General features: G+C 72.2%; 19 protein-coding genes. 12 read left to right on the top strand and 7 right to left on the bottom strand.

Features of this window, described 5'->3' with window-relative positions; translation table 11 throughout:
* The first annotated feature begins 71 nt into the window (after nt 1–71).
* The 3 genes from OG990_RS08285 to OG990_RS08295 all read left to right on the top strand — a co-directional run bounded on the left by OG990_RS08285 (nt 72) and on the right by OG990_RS08295 (nt 4,188).
* On the top strand, nt 72–1,508 hold the full coding sequence (locus OG990_RS08285; RefSeq protein WP_406079648.1) for an amidohydrolase family protein: 1,437 nt from the start codon (nt 72–74) through the stop codon (nt 1,506–1,508).
* Between the two features lie 4 nt (nt 1,509–1,512).
* The gene (locus OG990_RS08290) at nt 1,513–2,316 is read left to right on the top strand and encodes an IclR family transcriptional regulator C-terminal domain-containing protein (protein ID WP_355612996.1); all 804 of its coding nucleotides are present in this window, start codon (nt 1,513–1,515) and stop codon (nt 2,314–2,316) included.
* A 291-nt stretch (nt 2,317–2,607) separates the two neighbouring features.
* Nucleotides 2,608–4,188: a DHA2 family efflux MFS transporter permease subunit gene (locus tag OG990_RS08295; RefSeq protein ID WP_328415918.1), complete on the top strand. Its 1,581-nt coding sequence runs from the start codon at nt 2,608–2,610 to the stop codon at nt 4,186–4,188.
* Nucleotides 4,189–4,246: 58 nt separating this feature from the next.
* On the opposite strand, the gene OG990_RS08300 is transcribed toward OG990_RS08295, so the two are convergent.
* Nucleotides 4,247–4,708, bottom strand: coding sequence for a DUF5709 domain-containing protein (locus tag OG990_RS08300; protein ID WP_355613000.1), 462 nt, complete (start codon nt 4,706–4,708; stop codon nt 4,247–4,249).
* A 145-nt stretch (nt 4,709–4,853) separates the two neighbouring features.
* Nucleotides 4,854–5,822: a YafY family protein gene (locus OG990_RS08305; protein ID WP_328415922.1), complete on the bottom strand. Its 969-nt coding sequence runs from the start codon at nt 5,820–5,822 to the stop codon at nt 4,854–4,856.
* Nucleotides 5,823–5,884: 62 nt separating this feature from the next.
* Between OG990_RS08305 and OG990_RS08310 the strand changes: the two genes are divergently transcribed.
* From OG990_RS08310 to OG990_RS08320, 3 genes are read left to right on the top strand one after another with little or no spacing between them, the layout of a single operon-like run.
* Entirely contained in the window at nt 5,885–7,018 is a 1,134-nt protein-coding gene (locus OG990_RS08310) for an epoxide hydrolase family protein (protein WP_406079649.1), read from the top strand.
* Nucleotides 7,015–8,172 carry a winged helix DNA-binding domain-containing protein gene (locus OG990_RS08315; RefSeq protein WP_406079651.1) on the top strand — a complete coding sequence of 386 codons (1,158 nt, stop codon included), beginning with the start codon at nt 7,015–7,017 and terminating at the stop codon, nt 8,170–8,172. Before OG990_RS08310 ends, OG990_RS08315 begins: the two co-directional genes overlap by 4 nt.
* 19 nt (nt 8,173–8,191) lie before the next feature.
* Complete coding sequence (locus OG990_RS08320) at nt 8,192–8,935, top strand: YqjF family protein (protein ID WP_406079652.1); 744 nt, start codon at nt 8,192–8,194, stop codon at nt 8,933–8,935.
* 63 nt (nt 8,936–8,998) lie between these two features.
* Here OG990_RS08320 and OG990_RS08325 read toward each other — a convergent pair whose 3' ends face one another.
* Entirely contained in the window at nt 8,999–9,976 is a 978-nt protein-coding gene (locus OG990_RS08325) for an aldo/keto reductase (protein ID WP_328415930.1), read from the bottom strand.
* A gap of 141 nt (nt 9,977–10,117) precedes the next feature.
* Between OG990_RS08325 and OG990_RS08330 the strand changes: the two genes are divergently transcribed.
* Together OG990_RS08330 and OG990_RS08335 are read left to right on the top strand one after the other, a co-directional pair.
* Nucleotides 10,118–10,480, top strand: coding sequence for a metalloregulator ArsR/SmtB family transcription factor (locus OG990_RS08330; RefSeq protein ID WP_328415932.1), 363 nt, complete (start codon nt 10,118–10,120; stop codon nt 10,478–10,480).
* The gene (locus tag OG990_RS08335) at nt 10,477–10,959 is read left to right on the top strand and encodes an SRPBCC family protein (protein WP_328415933.1); all 483 of its coding nucleotides are present in this window, start codon (nt 10,477–10,479) and stop codon (nt 10,957–10,959) included. Before OG990_RS08330 ends, OG990_RS08335 begins: the two co-directional genes overlap by 4 nt.
* Nucleotides 10,960–10,982: 23 nt before the next feature.
* On the opposite strand, the gene OG990_RS08340 is transcribed toward OG990_RS08335, so the two are convergent.
* Nucleotides 10,983–14,276, bottom strand: a complete 3,294-nt coding sequence (locus tag OG990_RS08340) for a BTAD domain-containing putative transcriptional regulator (RefSeq protein WP_406079654.1) — start codon at nt 14,274–14,276, stop codon at nt 10,983–10,985.
* Nucleotides 14,277–14,471: 195 nt separating this feature from the next.
* On the opposite strand from OG990_RS08340, the gene OG990_RS08345 reads away from it, so the two are divergent.
* The 4 genes from OG990_RS08345 (at nt 14,472) to OG990_RS08360 (ending at nt 18,363) form a co-directional block, all read left to right on the top strand.
* The gene (locus tag OG990_RS08345; protein ID WP_406079655.1) at nt 14,472–15,755 is read left to right on the top strand and encodes an SGNH/GDSL hydrolase family protein; all 1,284 of its coding nucleotides are present in this window, start codon (nt 14,472–14,474) and stop codon (nt 15,753–15,755) included.
* Nucleotides 15,756–15,915: 160 nt separating this feature from the next.
* A complete protein-coding gene (locus OG990_RS08350) occupies nt 15,916–16,518 on the top strand; it encodes a dihydrofolate reductase family protein (RefSeq protein WP_355613016.1) in 603 nt (200 codons plus the stop codon).
* 106 nt (nt 16,519–16,624) lie between these two features.
* Nucleotides 16,625–17,386 carry a maleylpyruvate isomerase family mycothiol-dependent enzyme gene (locus OG990_RS08355; RefSeq protein WP_406079656.1) on the top strand — a complete coding sequence of 254 codons (762 nt, stop codon included), beginning with the start codon at nt 16,625–16,627 and terminating at the stop codon, nt 17,384–17,386.
* Between the two features lie 113 nt (nt 17,387–17,499).
* Nucleotides 17,500–18,363, top strand: a complete 864-nt coding sequence (locus tag OG990_RS08360; RefSeq protein WP_406079657.1) for a hypothetical protein — start codon at nt 17,500–17,502, stop codon at nt 18,361–18,363.
* A 101-nt stretch (nt 18,364–18,464) separates the two neighbouring features.
* Here OG990_RS08360 and OG990_RS08365 read toward each other — a convergent pair whose 3' ends face one another.
* Genes OG990_RS08365 through OG990_RS08375 form a run of 3 tightly spaced genes read right to left on the bottom strand, consistent with a single transcriptional unit; the run spans nt 18,465 to nt 20,239 of the window.
* The gene (locus tag OG990_RS08365; protein ID WP_406079659.1) at nt 18,465–19,157 is read right to left on the bottom strand and encodes a GNAT family N-acetyltransferase; all 693 of its coding nucleotides are present in this window, start codon (nt 19,155–19,157) and stop codon (nt 18,465–18,467) included.
* Nucleotides 19,150–19,359 carry a DUF397 domain-containing protein gene (locus OG990_RS08370; protein WP_406079661.1) on the bottom strand — a complete coding sequence of 70 codons (210 nt, stop codon included), beginning with the start codon at nt 19,357–19,359 and terminating at the stop codon, nt 19,150–19,152. The genes OG990_RS08365 and OG990_RS08370 overlap by 8 nt, the downstream gene beginning before the upstream one ends.
* Nucleotides 19,352–20,239, bottom strand: a complete 888-nt coding sequence (locus tag OG990_RS08375) for a helix-turn-helix domain-containing protein (protein ID WP_406079663.1) — start codon at nt 20,237–20,239, stop codon at nt 19,352–19,354. The genes OG990_RS08370 and OG990_RS08375 overlap by 8 nt, the downstream gene beginning before the upstream one ends.
* Between the last annotated feature and the right edge of the window lie 7 nt (nt 20,240–20,246).

Below are 20,246 nucleotides of genomic sequence, written 5' to 3' on the forward strand. Positions count from 1 at the left end.
TTGCGCCACTCGGGCTGGCCGCACAGCGGACAACGGTCCGGATCCCTCGTACCCGAAAGGAATGGGTGGCGATGAGCGCAACCGACCGGCCGGTGGTCTTCCGCAACGGCCTGGTTCTCACCATGGACGACGCACACACGGTGCTGCCCGGCGCCGACGTGCTGGTCATCGGCGACCGGATCGCGGAGGTCGGCGTCGGCCTCACCGCTCCCGACGACGCCCTGGAGATCGACGCCACCGACGGCATCCTCATGCCCGGAATGGTGGACACCCACCGGCACATGTGGCAGACCGCCATGCGCGGGTATGGCGCCGACTGGACCCTGACGCAGTACTTCGTCTGGTACTACCTGGAGTCCGGCAAGCTGTTCCGGCCCGAGGACGTGTACGCCGGCAACCTGCTCGGCGCCATCGAGGCGATCGACGCGGGCGTCACGACCACCGTCGACTGGTCGCACGGCCTGCAGACACCCGACCATGCCGACGCGGCCGTCGACGCCCTCGAGGCGGTGCCCGGACGGTTCGTGCTCGCCTACGGCAACATCCAGCAGGGCCCGTGGGAGTGGGCCGCCTCGCCGGAGTTCCGCGACTTCCACCGTCGCCGGATCGACGGCGGCAAGCTGGCCGGCTTCCAGATGGCGTTCGACGTCACCGGCGATCCCGCCTTCCCGGAGCGGGCCGCCTTCGAGGCGGCTCGGGAACTGGGCGCCGCGGTGACCACGCACGCCGGTGTGTGGGGCGCCACCAACGACGACGGCATCCGACTGATGCACGAGCACGGCTTCATGAACCCCTCGACCGTCTACGTGCACGCCGCGACGCTCACCCACGACTCGTACAACCGGATCGCCGCCACCGGCGGCTCCGTCTCCGTCTCGACCGAGAGTGAGCAGAGCGCCGGGCAGGGCTACCCGCCCACCTGGCAGCTGCGCCACCACGACATCCCGGTGTCGCTCTCCATGGACACCAGCGTGTGGTGGAGCGGTGATCTCTTCTCGGCGATGCGGAGCACGCTCGGCGCCGACCGGTCCCGGGAGCACCTGGAGGCGCACGCCAAGCAGGACACCATCACCCACTGCCACCTGCGGGCCGAGCAGGTCGTCGAGTGGGCCACCCGGGGCGGTGCCCGCGCCCTCGGCATGGACTCCACGATCGGCGCCCTCACCCCGGGCCGGCAGGCCGACGTCGTCCTGATCAAGAACGACGCCTCGCCGGTGATGTTCCCGATCCTGAACCCGCACGGTCACGTCGTCTTCCAGGCCCAACGCGGCGACGTGCACACCGTGCTGGTGGGCGGTCGGGTGGTCAAGCGCGACGGCCGCCTGGTCGACGTCGACCTCGCCGCCGCGCGGGCCAAGGTGGCCGCGACCATCGATCACCTCCGCGAGACCATGGGGGAGGAGGCGTGGCAGCGGGGCATGAACCCGGACATCCCCGAGACCGCGATCCTGGAGAACCCGTACCAGTACACCGAGTGGGACGCCGGCTCGGCGCAGTGGAAGCATTGAGCGCATGAGTGACAACGGAAGGGGCGCTGGACCCGACTTCATCGAGGCTCTCGCCCGTGGTCTCGACGTCCTGCGCTCCTTCCGTCCCGGTTGCCCGTCGACGACGCTCAGCGAGATCGCCGCCGCCACCGGCCTGGCCCGGCCCACGGTCCGGCGCATCCTCATCACCCTCGAGTCGCTGGGCTACGTCCGCGCGGTCGGCCGTGGCCACGCCCTCACCCCGCGTGTCCTGGAACTGGGGATGGCGTACGTCAACGCGCTGAGCATGTGGGACGTTGCCCGCCCGCACATGGAGAAGCTGGTCGCCCAGACCAACGAGTCGACCTCGATGGCCCAGCTCGACGGCAGCGACATCGTCTACGTCGCACGCGTGGCCGTACCGAAGATCGTCACGCTCGCCGTCACCATCGGCACCCGCTTCCCGGCCCCCGCGACGTCGATGGGCAAGGTGCTGCTCGCGGGCCTGCCGCCGGAGACGCTGGCCGCCGTGCTCGCCGAGCCGACCCGCTCCGGCATCACGCCCCGCTGGCAGCCCTCGCCAAGTGAACTGGACGCCGTGTTGCGCGAGGTCCGGGCGAAGGGCTGGGCCCTTGCCGACCAGGATCTGGCGCCGGGCATCCGGTCCGTCGCCACCGGCGTGCGCGACGGCGACGGCCGGGTCGTCGCCGCGATCAACGTGACCGTGCACGCCGCCGAGACGTCGCTGGAGACGCTGCTCGACGACCACCTGCCGAAGTTGCTGCGCGCGGCGGCCGACATCGGGCACGACTGGGCGCTGACCGCCGCCGTGCCGATGATCACCGCCTGACCGGTCGCCGTCCGGCGCCGCGCCTCCATATCGGGGCCACCCTGGCCCGGCTGCCCTCGCCGGTGGCCGGGCGGTCCGCTCGGTGAGCGACACCCCGACGTCCGGTTCCAGTCGGGGGGCTGATCGGACGCGCCGCCGCTGTGGTCGTAAAACCGGCGGCGAACCGTCGGTGCTGCCGGTTAGTCTGCCTGCGCGCGTCGTCGCCTCGGTGCGTCGCGTCCCGCGCCTGGTCGGCGCGGCACCGCCGCCACCACCCACCATTCGGCGGCTCAACCGACTTCAGGAGAGTTTGTGACACAGCAATCCGTCGCGACATCGGACAAGCTCGACGCCGCGGTGCTCAAGGTGGCCGGCGTCGTGGTCCTCGGCGCGATCATGTCGATCCTCGACGTGACGGTGGTCAGCGTGGCGCTGCCCACCTTCCAGAGCGAGTTCGACGCGTCCTACGCCCGCGTCGCGTGGACGATGACCGCTTACACCCTCGCGTTGGCCACAGTGATCCCGCTCAGCGGGTGGGCGGCCGACCGGTTCGGCACCAAACGCCTCTACATGGTGGCGCTGGCCCTGTTCACGATCGGGTCCGGGCTCTGCGCCACCGCCGACACGATCGGCGAGCTGATCGGCTACCGCGTCCTGCAGGGCCTCGGCGGCGGCATGCTCATGCCGCTGGGCATGACCATCATGACCCGGGCGGCCGGGCCGCACCGGATCGGCCGGTTGATGGCGGTTCTCGGCATCCCGATGCTGCTCGGGCCGATCGGCGGCCCGATCCTCGGTGGCTGGCTGATCGACGCCGCGAGCTGGCACTGGATCTTCCTGATCAACCTGCCGATCGGCGTCGTCGCGCTGATCTACGCGCAGATGGCGCTGCCGAAGGACGCCCCCGAGCCGTCGGAGTCGTTCGACTTCGTCGGCATGCTGATGCTCTCGCCGGGGCTCGCCCTCTTCCTCTACGGCATCTCGTCACTGCCGGAGACGGGCACCTTCGCCGAGACCAAGGTGTGGGCTCCCATGCTGGTCGGCGCCGCGCTGGTGGTGGCGTTCGTGCTCTACTCCTTCAAGCCCCGGCACCCGCTGCTCGACCTGCGGCTGTTCACCAACCGCAACCTGACCATCGCCTCGCTGACGCTGTTCGTCTTCATCATCGCGTTCATGGGCGCCGGCCTGCTGTTCCCGAGCTACTTCCTGCAGGTGCGCGGCGAGACGACGCTGGCGGCCGGTCTGCTGATGGCGCCGCAGGGCATCGGCGCGATGATCACCATGCCGATCGCCGGCACGCTGGCCGACCGGGTGCCCATCGGTCGCACGGTTCCGTTCGCGCTGGCGCTCATCGTCGCCGGGTTCTTCACCTTCACCCAGGTCGACCCGCAGACCTCGTACTGGCTGCTCGGCGGCTCGTTGTTCGTGATGGGCCTGGGCATGGGCGGCACGATGATGCCGATCATGACGTCGGCGCTGCGGACGTTGCAGGCCCACGACGTGGCTCGCGGCTCGACGCTGGTCAACATCCTCCAGCAGATCGGCGGGTCGATCGGCGCCGCGGTGATGTCGGTGATCCTCACCAACGAGCTGAACGGCTCCCGGCCGATCCCCGGGCTGGTGGACCCGAGCGGTGAACCGGTCACCGAGGCCGGGCTGGCCATCGCCTCCCAGCAGCGGCCGGAGCTGCTCCAGCAGATGCCGGTGGACCCGTCGCTCATCGAGCGCGGGCTCGATTTCGCCGCCAAGTCGTTCGCCACCACGTTCTGGGTCGCGTTCGCGCTGGTGCTGCTCACCTTCATCCCGGCTGCCCTGCTGCCGCGCCGGCGCCAGCCCGCGCAGCCGCTCGACGACCAGGGCGAGCTGGCCAAGGCACCCGTCGTCATCCACTGATCGACCCCGCCCGCCGCGCTCAGCGCCCCTCGTGGTGCTGAGCGCGGCGGCGCGGCGCTCAGCGAAGCGGGCCGTCCCCGGGCCCGTCAGGGTCCTCGACCAGGTGGATCGCGGCTTCCTCCGCGCTGGCGGCGCCCGCGTCGATGCCGGCATCCCACGCCACCGACTCGGCCTCCTCGTCCTCGCCAAGGCCCTCGTCGTAGGCGACGAGACGGCCCGCGCGCGCCTCGCGCTCGTACCCCCGGCGGGTCAGCTCGTCCTCGTCGTCGCCGCCCTCGGCGTACGGGTCGAGGTCCGGTTCCTCCTGGGCGAGGTGCTGCTCCAAGGACTCGCCCGCCCGCTCCTCGGCGGGCGTGGTGCCGAACCGGTTCGCGGCCGTCCAGTGGTCCTCGGCGATGATGCCGGTGTCGAGTGGGTCGCTGACGCGGTCGTCGTCCAGGGTGTCGGAGGCGTCCAGGACTCCGTCGTCCTCGGCCACGTTCCACTCCTCGACGGAATCCATCCGCTCGGTCTGGCTCACGGTGGTCTCCTCTTCGTCACGGTGCAGCGATGGGACCAGCCTATGACCGTCCGCCGGCACCGCATCCCGAGGGCCGGCCGGGGACGGCGGGCGGACTCGGGGACGACGCGCGGAACGGATCAGCGTTCCAGCAGCTCCACCACGCCTACCCGGGCTGCGGGCGGGCCGCGCGGGTCGCCCGGCCGCCGATCTCGCGGAGGTACGCGATCAGCTCCGGTGGCTCGTGCACCTCGAACTCGCAGCCCAGGGTCAGCAGGCGCCACGCCAGCCAGTCCAGGGTGTCGGCGTGGCTGCGCAGCCGGCAACTGGCGGCGTCGATCGGCTCCAGGTCGACCGGGGAGCCGCCGAGCGGGCCGGCCATCCGCTCGACCGGTGCGTGCAGGATCACCACCGCCCGGTAGACGGGCGTGAGCTCCAGCAGCTTCTCCGTCACGAACGCCGCGGCGTCGGTGGCCGGCAGCGGGCGGGGCGGGACACGCGTCCGGGTGGTCCGCTGCGCGCTGATCCGGTCGACCCGGAACATCCGCCAGTCGCCCCGGTCGTTGTCGTAGCCCACCAGGTACCAGCGGCGGCCCGCCGACACCAGCTTGTACGGCTCGACCAGCCGCTCGCCGCCGACGCCGTCGCGCCGGCGGTAGGTGAACCGCAGTTGTTCGCGGTTGGTGACGGCGGCGGCCAGCGCGCTCAGGTGCTCGGGGTCGACCGTCGGCCGGCCCCAGGTGAGCAGCGGTTCGGTGGCCGCCCCCAGCGCGCTGACGCGGTGGCGCAGCCGGGACGGCAGCACCTGTTCGAGCTTTGCCAGCGCCCGTACCGAGGCCTCCTCGATGCCGACCACCGCGTGACCGGCGGCGGTACGCAGGCCAACCGCGATCGCCACCGCCTCCTCGTCGTCGAGCAGCAGCGGCGGCATCGCCGTGCCGGCGACCAGGCGGTACCCGCCGATCGCGCCCATCGTGGCCTGCACCGGGTAGCCGAGGTCGCGCAGCCGCTCCACGTCGCGGCGGATGGTGCGCAGGCTGACGCCGAGCCGGGTGGCCAGTTCGCTGCCGGGCCACTCGCGCGGGGTCTGCAACAGCGACAGCAGGCCCAGCAGCCGGGCGGGGGTGTCGGACATGGCTCCAGAATGCCAGCCATGTGTGTCAGAACCTGACCTACATGGGTCGTAGCGTGGCCGGCATGACGCCATTTCGCATCGACATCCCGCAATCGGACCTCGACGACCTGCGCGACCGGCTCTCCCGCACCCGGTGGCCGCGCTCGTTGCCCGGCACCGGTTGGAGCCGGGGGGTGCCGGTGGACTACCTCCGCGAGCTGGCCGAGTACTGGGCGAACGGTTACGACTGGCGGGTGCACGAGGCGCGACTGAACGAGTTCCCGCAACTCGTCACCGAGATCGACGGGCTGGACGTGCACCTGCTGCACGTCCGCTCGCCGGAGCCAGACGCGCTGCCGTTGCTGCTGACGCACGGCTGGCCGAACTCCGTGGTCGAGTTCACCGAGCTGATCGGCCCGCTGACCGACCCGCGTGCCCATGGCGCGGACCCGGCGCAGGCGTTTCACGTGGTCGTGCCGTCGGTGCCCGGCTACGGTTTCTCGCAGGCGCCACCGGACGGGTTCACGGTCGACCGGGTCGCCCGGATGTGGGCCGAGCTGATGACCCGCCTCGGCTACCACCGCTACGGCACCCAGGGCGGCGACCTCGGTGCGTACATCGCGCCGGAGGTGGCGACGGTGGCGCCGGAGCAGGTGGTGGGCGTGCACATCAACGGCGGGTTCGGCTTCCCGACCGCCGCCGACGTACCAGGCATGACCGAGGCGGAACGCGCCGAGTGGGAGCAGATGCAGCAGTGGATGAGCGGCGGCGTGGACCATCACGCGCTGCTGCGGGCCGCGCCACAGACCTTCTCGTACGCCTGGACCGACTCGCCGGTCGGGCTGCTGGCCTGGATGATGCAGAAGTTCAAGGAGTTCACCATGACGGTTCCGACCCCCGAGCAGGCCATCGACCGGGACCACCTGCTCACCAACGTGAGCCTCTACTGGTTCACCGGCACGTCGGGGTCGTCCTCGTGGCCCATGTACGAGCGTCTCACGCTGGCTGACGACGGCGGGTTCGCCTGGCCCAGGGGACAGCAGCGGGTGCCGTCCGGCGTGTACGGCGGCGGGTCCGCGCTGATGCGGCGCCTCGCCGAGCAGGACAACACCATCGTCCACTGGCCGGAGGGCAACCCGGGCAGCCACTTCGTGGCCATGGATGAGCCGTTGGCGCACGCGGCGGACATCCGTGCCTTCTTCGCGGGCCTGCGATGACCGACGTGAGCTGGGCGCAGGTGTGCGCCCGGCGCCTGGAGCGGCACGCGCTCACGGCGGGGTCGACCGAGGCGGGATCCGAGCCGGCCGCGGACGCGGTCGCCGCCGTGGTGTCCGTGATGTGCGGGGCGCATGCCCAGGTCGCCGCCGCCGCCGAGTTGTCCGTCGGGCTACGGGTGCCGGGTGCCACCCGTACCCTGGTGCGCCAGGCAGTGTGGACGGACCGCACCGTGGTCAAGAGCCGCGGGCCGCGCGGGACCGTGCACCTGCTCGCCGCCGCCGACCTGCCGATGTGGACCGGCGCGCTGTCGGCGCTGCCGATCCCAGCGCACGAGAAGAACCTGCTGACCACCGAGCAGACCGCGCAGGTGATCGGGGCCATCGCCGACGCCCTGGCCGAGGCCGAGCTGACCACCGCCGAGTTGACCGAGCAGGTGGTCGCTCGCACCGGTCCCTGGGCCGGCGAGCGGGTGATCGACGCTTTCCAGGACAAGTGGCCCCGGTGGATCGCCGCCATGGGGGCCGCAACCCGGAGCGGGGCTATCTGCTTCGGCCCCAACCGCGCCCGCGCCACCACGTACACCAGCCCGGCCCGCTGGTTGCCCGGGTTCGCCCCGATGGACGGCCCGGCCGCGCTGGCCGACCTCGTCCGGCGCTACCTGTACTCGTACGGGCCGGCCACCCCGGCGCAGTTCGCCCGGTGGCTGGCGGTACCCGCGCCGTGGGCGGTGAAGCTGTTCGAGTCACTGGACCTGGCGGCCGTGACGGTGGCGGGCACGCGGGCGTGGGTGGCGGCCGGTGACACCGACTTCCCGGACGACCGGCCGACCGGGTTGCGGTTGCTGCCCTACTTCGACGCGTACACCGTGGGTTGCCACCCGCGCGAACTGCTCTTCCCAGGGGCGGCCGCCGAGCGGGCACTGGCCCGTGGGCAGGCCGGCAACTTCCCGGTGCTGCTGGTCGACGGCACGGTCGCCGGGGTGTGGCACCACCGTCGTTCCGGCCGCACCATCCAGGTCACGGTCGAGCCGTTGCGGGCGCTCGGCGCCGGCCAACGGGAGGCGTTGGAGGAGCAGGTCGAGCGGGTCGGCCAGATCCTGGAAGGCACTCCGTCGCTGACCATCGGGACGGTGGCTGTCGGTCCGCACGCGTGAGCCAGGGCAGGATGACGGGGTGGACATCGAGCCGGTCGACTGCGAGCCCCAGCAGACGTTCCCCCGGGCCATCCTGCGGCAGCGCTGGGAGGATCTCACCTTCCTGCACTGGCCCGTCGCGCCGGAGCTCGTCGCGCCGCTGCTGCCGGCCGGCACCCGACCGGACACCCTGGACGGTGTCAGCTACGTCGGCCTGATCGGCTTCCGGATGGTCGGGCTGGGCCTCGGCCGGGGCCTGGGGGTGCCGTACTTCGGCACCTTCTGGGAGACCAACGTCCGGCTCTACTCGGTCGACGACACCGGCCGGCGTGCGGTGGTGTTCCGGTCGCTCGACGCGTCCCGGCTGGTCCCGGTGCTGGTCGCCCGGGCGACGCTGCGGCTGCCGTACCTGTGGTCGTCGATGCGCCTGGACCGCGACGGTGACCGGCTCACCTATCGGTGCCGCCGTCGCTGGCCCGGCCCGGCCGGGACGACGAGCCGGATGGCGGTCCGGGTGGGGGAGCGGATCGCCGACCCGACGCCGCTGGAGCACTTCGTCACTGCCCGCTGGGGGCTGCACACCCGGGCGTACGGGCGCACGCTGCACCTGCCGAACTGGCACCCGCGCTGGCCGTTGCACCGGGCCGAGCTGCTGCACCTGGACGACGAACTGGTCACCGCGGCCGGGCTGCCGGCGCCGGCCGGGCCGCCGGTCAGCGTGCTGTATTCCCCCGGCGTCGGGGTGCAGTTCGGCCCGCCGGTCACCGCGCGCCGGCCCGGCTGACCGGGGGCGGGCCGTTGCCCGCTCCCCGGTCCCGCCGGCCGGTCCGTGACGAGGCGTCGAGCCTCAGTAACGGCTGCCTTCGGGCGAGGGCAGGGCGTCGAGGTCGGCCAGGTCCTCGGCGCTGAGCCGCACGTCGCCGGCCGCGCTGTTGTCCACCAGGTACTTCGGGGTCTTGGTGCCGGGGATCGGGATGATGTAGCGGTCCTGGGCGACCACCCACGCGAGGGCGACCTGCGCGGGGCTGACCCCGGCCCGATCGGCGATCTCGCGGACCCGGCCGACGATGGCGAGATTGACGCGCAGCGCGTCCTGCTGGAATCGCGGCAGGCCACGCCGGAAGTCGTCGGTGGGCAGATCGTCGAACGAGGTGAACCGGCCGGCGAGGAAGCCTCGGCCCAGCGGGGAGAACGGCAGGAAGGCGATGCCCTGCTGGGCGCAGTACGGCAGCACCTCGGTCAACGGATCGCGCGTCCACAGCGACAGCTCCGACTGCACCGACGCCACCGGGTGCACCGCCTGGGCCCGCACGATCTGGGCCACCGTCACCTCGGACAGGCCGAGCTGTCGGGCCTTGCCCGCCGCCACGACCTCCGCCATCGCACCCCAGGACTCCTCGATGGGCACGTCGGGGTCGACCCGGTGCAGCTGGTAGAGGTCGACGTGGTCGGTGCCGAGCCGGCGCAGGCTGTCGTCGATCGCCGCGCGGATGTGCTCCGGGCGGCCGTTGTTGCCGATGGTCGGCGAGTTGCCGGGGCCACCGGTGGGGGAGGTGACCACCAGCCCGACCTTGGTGGCCAGGACGGCCCGCTCCCGGTGGCCGCCGGCCAACGCCCGGCCGACCAGCTCTTCGTTGGTGTACGGCCCATATACGTCCGACGTGTCGATCAGGGTGGCGCCCAGGTCCAGCGCCTGTCGGATGACGGAGATCGACGTGTCGTCGTCCCGGGGGCCGGTGATGTCGTACCCGTGGCTCATGCCCATGCACCCGAGACCGATGACGCCGACCTCGGGGCCCGCACTGCCCAGCGTGGTGGTTCGCATGCGCCCTACGCTACGACCGGTTCCGATCTCCTGCGAACTGCCGAGCGGCGGGCCTTGATGGATCTTCGGTGGCCGGCGGCTGGCTGCGGCGTCATCACTTAGGGCTTGACCTAAGTGATGTGCGACGGCATAGTTAGGCACATGGCTAAGCATGTGCGGGAGGGGAGCGGCCCGATCGACGCCGCTCTGGACGGCGTGTTCCACGCGCTGTCCGACCCCACCCGCCGCCAGGTCGTCGAGCGCCTCGGCCAGGGGCCGGCCACGACCAGCGACCTGGCTCGCCCGTTTGACATGGCACTGCCGTCGTTCACCCAGCACCTGAACGTTCTTGAGCGCTCCGGCCTGGTGACGTCGGAAAAGAAGGGCCGGGTGCGCACCTACCGGCTCGCGCCCCAGCCGCTCGAACGCCTCGACACCTGGCTCGCCGTGCAGCGCGCGCGGTGGACCCGGCGGCTCGACCAACTCGATTCGCTTCTCTACGACCTGAAGGAGCAGCAGCAATGACCGTCTACACCGTGAACCCGGAGCTCGACCTCGTCCTGGAGCGGACCGTCGACGTGGCGCCCGAGCTGGTCTGGCGGGCCTGGACCACCCCCGAGCTGCTCATGCAGTGGTTCACGCCGAAGCCCTGGTCGACCATCGCCTGCGAGATCGACCTGCAGCCCGGTGGCAGGTTCGACACCACGATGCGCTCGCCGGAGGGCGAGGAGTACCCGAGCAGCGGCTGCATCCTGGTGGCGGAGGAGGGCAGGACGCTGGTCTTCACCTCCGGCCTCGGCCCCGGTTTCCGCCCGCAGATCTCCGCGGACGGCTTCCCGTTCACCGCGGTCGTCCGGATGGAGCCGGCGGGCGCCGGCACGAGGTACACCGCCATCGCGATCCACGCCGACGCGTCGGCGAAGAAGTCGCACGAGGAGATGGGCTTCCACGAGGGCTGGGGCGCTGCGCTGGACCAGCTGGTCGACCTCATGAAGTCCCACTGATTGGCGCACGCCGCCGCGAAGGCCTAGCGGCGTAGGGCTGCCGGCCCCGACCGGTGCACGAGGTGGCGGATCTCCTCGGGCGACAGCCGCCGCCCCTGCTCGTGGGCGGCGGCGAAGTCGTCGTCACCCAGCCTCGCGCTGGCCGTCGCGGTTGCCCGCTCGACGTCGGCCCGGTCGGCCGGCGTCAACGCCAGTGCCGTCGCCTCACGCGCTGCCGCAGCCGCACCGAGCAGCCGGGCAGCGTCCTGTGGGCGGTCGCCACCGGCACCGGCAGCGGCCAGGCCGACCAGGACCTGCGCCAGGTCCTGGTCGGCACCGAGTTCCCGGGCGACATCGGCGGCACGCAGGTGCCAGGCCGTTGCCGTCGTCAGGTCGCCACGCAGCTCGGCCACGTACCCCAGCTCGACCAGGACCCCGGTCAGGTACAGGGGCCGCCCTGGCCCGTCCTGCTGCCGCTCGGCGGCTTCCAACAGATTCCGCAGGTGGGCCTCCGCGGTGTCGAGGCTGCCCTCCCGCCGCGCCGCGGCGGCGAGACACAGCTCCGCGAACACGATGCCGAGCGGTGAACCCTGCTCGGTGGCCAGCCGCAGCCCACGCCCGCAGAGCTGCCGCGCCACCGGGTAGTCCCCCCGCTGCAGCGCCACCCAGCCGAGCCAACAGAGCTGGCCGGACATCTCGAACCAGAGCCCAAGGTCCTCCGCGACGCGCAGCCCCTCCCGGTACAGCTGGCTCGCCCGCTCGTAGTCGCCGGACATGGCCGCCTGGGCGCCGAGCCACTCCGTGACCTGCAACAGCCCCCACCGATCGCCGAGCCGACGGAACTGCGCCGCGCTCTCCGCCCCGTCCTGCGCCACCGCCGCCCCGTCTCCCCGGATGTGCGCGTGCTTGGTCCGCAGGCTCAGCGTGGCGGCCACCCCCCACTCGTCTCCCAGCAGTCGCACGTCGGCCAGGACGCGGTCGAGCAGGGCACCGGTGTCCGCCACCGCACCGAGGTCGATCTCCGAGTAGGCGAGGAACCACTCGGCCCGGGCTCGGCCGTGCGGGTCGTCGACCTCCTCGTACCGCTGGATGGCCGCGCGGTGGCGCGCCGGCCAGTCCGCCACGTCGCCCGACAGGAGCGAGAAGCCCAGGTGCCAGGCGGTGGCCCGGGCGGCCTGGGCGGCGGTGGCGCCGGCCGGCGGGCAGCCCAGCGCTGCCCCGAGCCAGCGTCTGGCCTCGGCGAACCGGCCCCGCAGGAACCAGTACCAGCTCAGCGCATTGGCCAGTCGCAGCGCGAGGTCGCCGTCATGCTGGCGCACCGCCGCGTCCAGCGCCCCGCGCAGATTGGCGGATTCGGCGTCGAGGCGCCGCAGCCACCGTCGTTGGCCATGGCCGTGCAGCTCGTCGTGCGCCTGCTCGGCCAGGTCGGCGTGGTAGCGGTGGGCCCGTTCGCGGATGTGGCGCAGCTCGCCGGCGGCGTCCATCTGGCCCAGGCCGTAGGCGGCGACGGATTCCAGCAGCCGATAGTGCGGGACGCCGTCGCGTGGCGCGACGACGACCAGCGACTGGTCGACGAGGCGGGCCAGCAGATCCGCGACGCTCGCTGCGGGCACGCCGTCGGGCGCGCAGACAGCTTGCACCGCGTCGATCCGACCGCCATCGGCGTACGCGGCCAGCCGCCGCAACACCATTCGTTCCGGCTCGCTGAGCAGTTGCCAGCTCCAGTCCAGCATCGCCAGCAGCGTCCGTTGCCGAGGCGGTACGCCCCGGTGCCGGGCGCTCAGCAGCCGGAACCTGTCGTCGAGCCCGCCGACCAGGCCGGTTACGCCCAGCCCGCGGACCTGGGTGGCGGCCAGTTCGAGTGCCAGCGGGATCCCGTCCAGCCGACGACACAGCGTGGCGACAGCCACCGCGTTCTGCGCACCGAGCACGAAGCCACGATCCGCCGCAGATGCCCGGGCGACGAAGAGCCGGACCGCACCGGACCGCTCCAGGGCGGCCAGGTCCGTTCCGACGGCGGGATCGGGCACCGGCAGCGGCGGGACGGCCCAGACCACCTCCCCGGCCAGGCCGAGGGGCTCCCGGCTGGTCGCCAGCACGTGCAGCCCCGGTGCCGCCCGCAGCAGCAGGGCGGTCAGCTCCGCGGCCGGGTCCACCAGGTGCTCGCAGTTGTCCAGGACCAGCAGCAGCCGTCGGTCGCTCAGGACACGGGTGAGGCGGTCGACCGACGTGACCGGTGCGCCCGGCTCGGCGGCGTCCCGCACGTCGAGCACGGCCAGCACCAGGTCGGCCAGCGTGTCCAGCGTCTCCGGCGCCTCGGACCGGTCCAGGCCAGCCAGCTCGACGAACGACGCGCCGTCCGGGTATGTCGGCGTCCGGGCGCGGGCGACCTCCACGGCGAGCCGGGTCTTGCCGACCCCGCCAATGCCGGTGAGGGTGACCAGACGGTTGTGCTCCAGCGCCAGCCCCAGCTCGTCGACCGCGTCCTCGCGGCCGATCAGCTCGGTCAGCGCGGCCGGCAGGTTCGTTCGCACCGTGGCGGGCGGCGCCGCCACCGGGATGACCGAGCTGGCCGGTACGGGCGGTGCGGACAGCTCCGGATCGTGGGTGAGGATGGCCCGGTGCAGCGCCCCGACCTCCGGGCCCGGATCCAACCCCAGGTCGTCACGGAGCTGGACGCGCAGCTCCTCGTAGCTGCTCAGCGCCTCGAACTGCCGCCCGGCCCGGTACAGGGCGAGCATGTGGAGCGCGCGTGCGCGTTCCCGCAGTGGCTGCCGGGCCAGCAGGTCGCCGAGTTCACCGGCGGCCACGGCGTGCTCGCCCAGCGCCAGTCGGGCTTCGAGGCAGTCCTCCGTGGCGACGAGCCGTTGCTCCTCCAGGGCGGCGGCCGCGGCCCGGGTGAACGGCTCGTCGTGGAAGTCGGCGAAGGCCGGCCCCCGCCACAGCGCCAGTGCCGTCGAGAACAGCGCGACCCTGGACCGGACATCCTGCTCGCTGCGAGCCTGCGACACGAGCTGGTGGAAGCGGCCAGCGTCCACCTCGTCGCGATCGACCATGATCCGGTAGCCGGGCGGCGGTGATCGCACCAGCTCTCGACCTCCGGACTCGGCGTCCGCCAGCACCCGGCGCAACTGGGAGACCTTGGCGGACAGGGCGCCGGCGGCGTTTGCTGGCGGAGCGTCGCCCCACAGGTAGTCGACGAGCCGATCCGCTGGCACCGGTTGCCCCTCGTGCAGCAGCAACGCGGCGAGCAGGGCCCGGACCTTCAGCCCCGGGACGGCGACCACGGCGCCGCCTGCGGTCCACACCGTCAACGGGCCCAGCACCCCGAACCGCATGGCGGCCAGGATACGGCCTCTGAGCTGCGCCGCGGGTACCGGCGCGCGGCCCATGATCCCCGGCCCCGCTCGCCCTGCGGCAGGTCACCGTAAAGAAACCGTAAAGCCCACCGCGCAGGGTGGACGCACACCGGCCGAGCGCCCCGATCCGGGCACCCGGCCGGATCATCCGCCCACTCCCGAAGGGACATTCCTGTGTCGTCGTCGCCACGCCGCCTCCTCACCGCACTCCTTGCCCTGTTCCTGCTGGTACCCGCCATCCCTGCCGGCGTCGCGACCGCCTCGGAGCCCGCCCAGCGCCACCCCACCGCCGGCTGGTCGGCGGCCTGGTCGGCGGCCCACCACCATCCGGTGCCGGGCAACGACTGGGACGGTCCGAACTGGTCCGTCCCGGGCTTCACCAACCAGTCGGTACGACAGGTGGTCCGGGTCAGCGCCGCCGGTTCCCTGCTACGGATCCGGCTGTCCAACCGGTACGGGAGCCAGCCACTGCGGCTGACCGGTGCCACCGTCGGCCGGCCCACGTCCGGGGCGGCGGTGCAGCTCGGCACGCTGCGTCCGGTCACCTTCGACCGCCGGTTGTCGACCACCCTGGCGGCCGGTACGGAGAAGACGTCCGACCCGGTGCTCCTGCCGGTACGGGCGCTGGAAGCACTGACCGTGACGCTGTACTTCGCCGGACCGACCGGGCCGGCGACCTTCCACCAGAGCGGGCTCACCACCACCTACCGCGCCCCGGGCGACCACCGTTTCGATCCCCACTCCGCTGCCTTCGCCGGTGAGACCAGCCAGTCCTGGTACCACCTTGCCGGAGTCGACGTGGCCGGCTCGCCGCGTACCCGGGGCACGGTGGTGACGTTCGGCGACTCGCAGACCGACGGCTACGGCTCCACTCCCGGCGCGGACAACCGCTACCCGGACCAGTTGGCCGAACGACTGGTCGCCACCGGTCGCCCGCTCGCCGTGGTGAACGCCGGGATCAGCGGGAACAAACTGCTCGCCGACTCGCCCTGTTACGGCGAGCGGGGCGTCAGCCGGTTCCGGCACGACGTGCTCGGGCAGCCCGGCGTACGGACGGCGGTCGTCCTGATCGGCATCAACGACATCGGTGCCGGCGGCTACCCTGACTTCGGCTGCGGCGCCTCGCCGGTGGTGACCGCCGGCCAGCTCGTCGACGGCCATCGGGCACTGATCCAGGCCGCCCGGGCACGCGGGGTCACCGTCATCGGCGTCACGATGCCGCCGCTCAAGAACGCGACGGGCTACGACACCCCGGACAAGGAAGCGCTCCGAGACGAGCTGAACCACTGGATCCGGACCAGTGGCGAGTACGACGCGGTCGTCGACCTCGACCGGATCCTCGCCGACCCGGCCGACCCGGACGCCCTGCGCCCGGCGTACGACCACGGCGACCACCTGCACCTCAACGACACCGGGGCGACCGCTGCCGCCGTCGCCGTCGCCGCGCAGATCCGCTGAGCGCGTGTCACCGGACCGAGGGGACCTGGACGCGCGCTGATCGTCGGTTGGACCTGGGCGGAAAAGAATGTCGGGCGGTGTGTCGAGCACCGGGGTGCCGGCTTCGACCACAGGATGAGGGCCGGGTGCGCCGGGCCGACCGAGACCAAGGAGTGGACCGATGACGAAGGTGACGACCGGGGCGACGATGTCGTTGGACGGCTACATCGCGGACCCGTCCCATGGGGGCTTCGAGTACCTGTTCCAGTGGTACGAGAACGGCGACGTCGAGACGCCGACGGCCACCCCCGAACTGACGTTCCGGACCTCCGCCGTGAGCGCGCGACACATCCGCGATCTCACCGAGCGGACCGGGGCGCTGGTCGTCGGTCGACGGCTCTTCGACATGACCAACGGGTGGGGCGGCCGGCATCCGTTGGACGTGCCCGTCGTGGTCGTCACGCACAGCGTGCCGGACGGTTGGGAACCGGAGAACGACTCGTTCGTCTTCGTCACCGACGGCATCGAGAGCGCCATCGAGCGGGCGAAGACGATCGCCGGCGACAAGGAGGTCGGGGTCAACGGCGGCACGATCGCGACCCAGGTCATCCAAGCCGGCCTGCTCGACGAGGTGCACGTCGACCTCGTCCCGGTCCTGCTCGGTGACGGTATCCCGCTCTTCGCCGACCTGAAGATCGCGCCGCTCCAGCTGGACGGGCCGATCAGCGTCGTCGAAGGCACCGGGGTCACCCACCTGGCGTACCGGGTACGCCCGACGGCCTGACCAACTCGGACGGGCGGCCCGGACCGGGCCGCCCGTCCGCCTGTCCCGCCTGGTCCGGGCGGGTGGTGCCCCCTACGAATCCGTACCGTGTGCTGAACTGTCCGGCATGGAGCCTTCCCGATTCCTCGGCTGCCTCACGGACGACTTCGCCCGGCTGCGCGCCGTCGCCTCCATCGACCCCACCGCGGCGGTGCCCAGTTGCCCCGGTTGGAGTGTCGCCGACCTGACCCACCATGTCGGCGAGGTCTACCTCCACAAGACCCTGGCCATTCGCGAGGGTGCCGAGCCCGAGCCGTGGCCGCCCGCGGACCTTGCGGCCGAGGAGCCGCTGGCGCTGCTCGACCGGGCGTACGCCGGGCTGCTGGCCGAGTTCGCGGCCCACGAGCCGCAGGACCGGGCTGGCTCCTGGTACGCGCCGGGCCAGACCGTCGGGTTCTGGATCCGACGGATGGCGCAGGAGACGGTCATCCACCGCATCGACGCCGAGTTGGGCGTCGGTGCGCCGGTCGCGCCCGTTCCGGACGACCTCGCCGTTGACGGCATCGACGAGCTGCTCAAAGTGTTCGTGGAGTATTCGGTGGCCGAGTGGGCCAGCGCCTTCAGCGAGATCCTGGCCGACTCGCCGGGCTGGACGTACACGGTGCGCACCGACGGTGGGGCGTGGTCGGTGCGCACCGGGCCGGGGCTGCTCCGCGTGACCGACGGCGCGGCCGACGCCGCCGACGTGACCGTGAGCGGCCCGCCCACGGCGCTGCTGCGCTGGCTGTGGGGCCGGGAGTTGGCCGGCGAGCCGAGCGGCGTCACCGTCGATGGCCCACCCGAGGCGATGGCCCCGTTGCGCCGCTGCATCGTGACCGCAACCCAGTGAAGACTCGCTGCCCGGAGTGAAGCCGGGTGTGCCGCCGTCGCCATAGAATCGATGATGTTCACTGTTAGCGGCGAGGGCGTCACGGGTGGCTACCCCGGAGGGCGGTGCGGGAGATGGGACCGGACGAGCGGGAAAGGCTGTTCGAGCGGGCGCGGGAGCACTCGACGCGGCAGGACACCTGGGCGGAAGCGGACCGGCTGTGGATTCAGGTCATCGACGCCTACCGGCAGGCCGTGCAGGGTCCGGGTCGGGTGGACCGGCGCGATCAGCAGCAGTTGGCCCGGGCACTGTGGCGGCGCGGGATGCTGCTGTCCGCGCGTGGTCGGGCCGCCGACGGGATGGCCCCCGGCGGTGAGGCGGTCACGCTCTTCGAGCGGGTGAACGACGTGGTGGCAGCCGAGGGTGGGAACGTGGCCGACCCGCCACGGGACGAGGCGCTCGCGGAGCTGATCACCGCGCTGGTGGACCTGGCGGAGGTCGCGTTCGCCGCCGGGCAGCCCACCACCCGGCTGGAGCTGGTGGAGCGGGCCGTGGCGGTGGGGCTGCTCACCGGCTCCCCGCCGTCCGCAGGGCCGCGCACCAGGGAGGCGATGGGCACGGCCTACCACAACCAGGCGACCTCGTTGCTGCACCGGGCCGTCACGCGGCCTGCCTCGGGCGACAGCATCCGGGAGGCGGCGCTCGCCGCGTCGCGGGCCTGCGAGCTGCGCCAGGGGCTGCTCGACCCGCTGCGCCCGCTCAGTCTCTGGGAGATGGCCAACACCTACGGTGTGTACGCGCAGTGCCTGGCGCTGATCCGCGACTTCGACCGCGCCGAGATGGTGCTGGGGCTCGGCATTCGACTGGTGGAGCTGCTGGGGCCGGCCGGCGAGCAGCCCGCCCTGAAGCTGCGCGTGGCGGCCGAGATGGTGGTCCGGGAAAAGGCGACGTCACAAGGCTCGGCCGGCCCGCGTCGCTGGGGGTGGCGGCGGCGTTGACCCCGGTCCCGCTGGTCGACGGGGAGCGGACCGGCGGGGGTGGTCGTGGTCCGGTGAGCGTGATACCTCAGAGTCATATTCATACCTGTGAGGTATCGCGCTCAATCCCGCACGGCGTCCATGCCGGTCCGTGCGCCGGAAGGGGCGACCGCCGCCGCTGGCCCCGTGTCGTCGGCGAAGTCGATCCGCATCACGACCCGCCGCAGGGTGGGGTGGCTGACCTCCTTGAACCCGGCGTCCTCGAAGATCTGCCGCACCCCCACGTGCGCCTCACCCCAGGTGATCTGCTTGCCCGCCTCGGCGAGCATCGGGTACGCCTCCAGTGACCGGGCACCGCGCTCCCGCGCGAAGTCGACCGCGGCGCGGGCCAGGGGATAGGTGAGGCCGCGACCCCGGAAGCCCTTGCGGACCACCAGGCAGGTCACCGCCCAGACCCCGTCGTCGTCCCTGTCCTCGTCGCGGCCGAGCCAGGGAACCCGCTGGTTGCGCAGCTTCGGGTACGCCGTCCGCGGCTCCACCGCCACCCAGCCCGCCGGGTGGTCATCGAGGTACGCGACCAGTCCACTGGTGGTCGGGGCATCCGGCTCGCCACAGCTCGTCTGCTCCCGGAACGACGCGACGCGCTCCTCCGGGGTGGAGGCCCGCCACAACCAGCCCGGGACCTTGAACCACTGGCACTGGCACCGGCCCGCGTCGGCGCTGCCGAGAATCTCCTGGAGGTCGTCCCACGACGCCTCGTTGGCGGGCACGATTCGGACGTCCCGGTCGGCGATCGGAGCCTGGCGGTCAGCCAATCGAATGCCGTCCCGAGGCGCTGACAGCCACGACGAATGCCACCCACGCGTCCGGGGTGAAGGCGAGCGACGGACCGGCAACGTGCTTGCTGTCGCGCACGGCGACGACGCCGGGGAGGTTGGTGGCGACCTCGACGCAGTTGCCGCCGTTGTCACCGCTGCGAGTGCTCTTGTGCCAGAGGGCGTGAGTCAGGTCAGTCATGCCGCATCTCCCCGATGATCGCCTTGATCATGTCTCTCGATTCTGCCTCGGGGAGTGCCAGCGCCACCAGCCCCTGCCAGGCGTCCTCGTAAGCCCGCAGTTCGTCGGGCTTGTCAAGGTACAGCGCGCCGGTCAGCGACTCGCTGTAGACCACCGACGGCTCGGGCACCGCTCGACCGCCGTTGCCCGCCGGAAAGTCGAGGATCACGAACGACCCAGCGACCGCCCCCGGGTGCGGGCCGGCGGCGAGTGGTACCACCCGCAGCGAGACGTTCGGCAACTCAGATACCTCGATCAGGTGGCCGAGCTGAGCGGTCATCACGCTGTGGCTGGAGACCACGCGGCGGAGGACCGCCTCCGAGAGCACGGCCTCCAGGCGCGGCGGCTGTGGTAGCCGACGTCTGAGCAGCGCCTGTCGTTGCAGCCTGACCGCGACGGCTCGCTCTCGATCCTCGGCGCTGATCCGGCTGCCGGCCTGGTACAGCGCGAGGGCGTAGTTGCGTGCCTGAAGCAACCCGGGGATCAGAGTCTCCCCGTACTCGCGGAGGCGGGACGCGGCGGATTCCAGGCCCACGTACAGCTCGAACCAGCTCGGCACCGCGTCGCCGTAGGCGTGCCACCAACCCTTGGACTTCGTCTCGACGGCGAGCCCGCGCATCGCCTCGGTCATGTCCGGCGAGACCCCGTACAGGTCGCACATCGCCTTGACGTCGAGCACCCGGACCGAGCCGGTGCCGCACTCGATGCGCCAGATCTTCTGTCGGCTGTACTCCAACGCCTCCGCGGCGGCGTCGAGCGTCACCCCGGCCTCGTTGCGGTACTGCCGCAGCAGCCGCCCGAGCTGCCGACGCGGCACGGTCGATCCGATGTCCTCGGCCATCCGCACA

The organism is Micromonospora sp. NBC_00858, assembly GCF_045207365.1.
In the GTDB taxonomy this organism is placed as follows: Bacteria; Actinomycetota; Actinomycetes; order Mycobacteriales; family Micromonosporaceae; genus Micromonospora.

What these genes read in the sequence shown, in the direction of transcription:
- OG990_RS08335 (WP_328415933.1), top strand. Translation starts at nt 10,477, where the DNA reads ATGACCGTCTACACCGTGAACCCGGAGCTCGACCTCGTCCTGGAGCGG.
- OG990_RS08355 (WP_406079656.1), top strand. Translation starts at nt 16,625, where the DNA reads ATGGAGCCTTCCCGATTCCTCGGCTGCCTCACGGACGACTTCGCCCGG.
- OG990_RS08305 (WP_328415922.1), bottom strand. Translation starts at nt 5,822, where the DNA reads ATGTCCGACACCCCCGCCCGGCTGCTGGGCCTGCTGTCGCTGTTGCAG.
- OG990_RS08325 (WP_328415930.1), bottom strand. Translation starts at nt 9,976, where the DNA reads ATGCGAACCACCACGCTGGGCAGTGCGGGCCCCGAGGTCGGCGTCATC.
- OG990_RS08350 (WP_355613016.1), top strand. Translation starts at nt 15,916, where the DNA reads ATGACGAAGGTGACGACCGGGGCGACGATGTCGTTGGACGGCTACATC.
- OG990_RS08375 (WP_406079663.1), bottom strand. Translation starts at nt 20,239, where the DNA reads ATGGCCGAGGACATCGGATCGACCGTGCCGCGTCGGCAGCTCGGGCGG.
- OG990_RS08285 (WP_406079648.1), top strand. Translation starts at nt 72, where the DNA reads ATGAGCGCAACCGACCGGCCGGTGGTCTTCCGCAACGGCCTGGTTCTC.
- OG990_RS08310 (WP_406079649.1), top strand. Translation starts at nt 5,885, where the DNA reads ATGACGCCATTTCGCATCGACATCCCGCAATCGGACCTCGACGACCTG.
- OG990_RS08330 (WP_328415932.1), top strand. Translation starts at nt 10,118, where the DNA reads ATGGCTAAGCATGTGCGGGAGGGGAGCGGCCCGATCGACGCCGCTCTG.
- OG990_RS08340 (WP_406079654.1), bottom strand. Translation starts at nt 14,276, where the DNA reads ATGCGGTTCGGGGTGCTGGGCCCGTTGACGGTGTGGACCGCAGGCGGC.
- OG990_RS08370 (WP_406079661.1), bottom strand. Translation starts at nt 19,359, where the DNA reads ATGACTGACCTGACTCACGCCCTCTGGCACAAGAGCACTCGCAGCGGT.
- OG990_RS08315 (WP_406079651.1), top strand. Translation starts at nt 7,015, where the DNA reads ATGACCGACGTGAGCTGGGCGCAGGTGTGCGCCCGGCGCCTGGAGCGG.
- OG990_RS08290 (WP_355612996.1), top strand. Translation starts at nt 1,513, where the DNA reads ATGAGTGACAACGGAAGGGGCGCTGGACCCGACTTCATCGAGGCTCTC.
- OG990_RS08360 (WP_406079657.1), top strand. Translation starts at nt 17,500, where the DNA reads ATGGGACCGGACGAGCGGGAAAGGCTGTTCGAGCGGGCGCGGGAGCAC.